Raw genomic sequence first — 1,805 nt, 5'->3', positions numbered from 1 at the left:
GAGGGCGATCGGCGGGACGATCGACGCCGGCAGCGTCGGAGCCGCGATCGACGCGGGTGTCAACGGGAACACCGAGGCGATCATCCAACAGGTGGCCGACGCGATCGGACGGGCCGACTTCGGGTCCATCCAACAGGGCCCGGCAGCACCTGCTCCCGCGCCCGGCCAGGGGGGCGGCAACACGGGCACCCCGTCGAGCTCGGCCAGGGTGGAGACGGTCGTCAACCGGGCACTGTCCCAACTCGGCGTCCCCTACGCCTGGGGAGGCGGAGACGCCAACGGGCCCACGCGCGGCATCCGGGACGGTGGCGTCGCGGACAGTCACGGTGACTACAACAAGATCGGCTTCGACTGCTCCGGCCTGATGATCTACGCGTTCGCCGGGATCGGCAAAGCCCTCCCACACTTCACCGGCTACCAGTACACGGCGGGCCCCCAGTACCCGGTGGCCACCCGCCAGCGCGGCGACATGCTCTTCTGGCCCGGTCACGTGGCGCTGTACCTGGGTGACGGCCGGATGGTCGAGGCCCCGCAGTCCGGCGACGTCGTCAAGATCTCACCGGTGCGGATGGCGGGGATCTCACCCATGGTCGTCCGGCTGACCTGACGACATCGCGCCGACCCACGGTGCCCGGCCGCTCGTCGGCCGGGCACTGGTCGGTCCGGGAACGGCCGTGCACCGGTACTGTCGATCGCAGTCCGTCCTGACGGTACGGCCCCGGTGCCACCGACCACAGACCTCGGACCCCGGGCCTCGGACCACGGGCCTCAGACCCCAGATCTCGCGAAGGAGCCCCCCGCGGTGAGCGATCCCCGAACCGACCATCCGGCCGACCCGGGTTCCGACCCCGCGGTTAGCGCGTCCTCCGCGGTCTCGGACGCCAGGCTCCTGGAGCAGGCGGTGTACGAGGTCAAGAAAGTCGTGGTGGGTCAGGACAGGCTCATCGAGATGATCCTGGTGGGACTGCTCTCGCGCGGCCACATCCTCCTCGAGGGCGTGCCCGGGGTCGCCAAGACGCTCACCGTGGAGACCTTCGCCTCCGTGGTGGGGGGCAGCTTCCGACGCCTCCAGTTCACCCCGGACCTCGTCCCGGCGGACATCGTGGGAACCCGGATCTACCGCCAGGGCCGCGAGGAGTTCGAGGTCGAGCTCGGTCCGATCCTGGCCAACTTCGTACTGGCCGACGAGATCAACCGCGCCCCGGCAAAGGTCCAGTCGGCCCTGCTCGAGGTGATGGCGGAGGGCCACGTCTCGATCGGCGGGCAGACCTTCCCGATGCCGGCACCGTTCCTGGTGATGGCGACCCAGAACCCCATCGAGAGCGAAGGCGTGTACCAGCTCCCGGAGGCCCAGCGGGACCGGTTCCTCTTCAAGCTCGTGGTGGACTACCCCAGCCCCGAGGAGGAGCGGGAGATCGTCTACCGGATGGGGACCCGTCCCCCGGAGCCCTCACGCGTCCTCGGCGTGGACGCGCTGCTCCGGCTCCAGGACGCGGTGCGTGAGGTCTTCGTCCACCACGCGCTGGTCGACTACGTGGTCCGCGTCACCGTCGCGACCCGCGAACCCGGGAGGCACGGCCTCGAGGACGTCGCCAGATGGCTCGCGTACGGCGCGTCCCCCCGCGCCACCCTGGGGGCCGTCACCGCGGCCCGGGCGCTGGCCCTGGTCCGGGGTCGCGACTACGTGGTGCCCCAGGACGTCGTCGACGTCCTGCCCGCGGTGCTCCGCCACCGGTTGGTTCTCACCTATGACGCACTGGCGGACGAGATCACGGCGGACACCGTGGTGCGCCGCGTCCTCGAAG

At 70.8% G+C, this 1,805-nt stretch carries 2 protein-coding genes; both read left to right on the top strand.

Features of this window, described 5'->3' with window-relative positions; translation table 11 throughout:
• Positions 1 to 607 (top strand): NlpC/P60 family protein (locus tag G6026_RS13295; protein ID WP_241728079.1); only part of this gene is annotated, 607 nt, incomplete at its 5' end.
• Between the two features lie 282 nt (positions 608 to 889).
• A partial coding sequence (locus tag G6026_RS13290) for a MoxR family ATPase (RefSeq protein WP_194307627.1) occupies positions 890 to 1,805 on the top strand: 916 nt, incomplete at its 3' end.

This window comes from Dietzia sp. DQ11-38-2 (genome assembly GCF_014145055.1).
Lineage (GTDB): Bacteria > Actinomycetota > Actinomycetes > Mycobacteriales > Mycobacteriaceae > Dietzia.
This window is presented reverse-complemented; position numbering and strand designations above follow the sequence as displayed.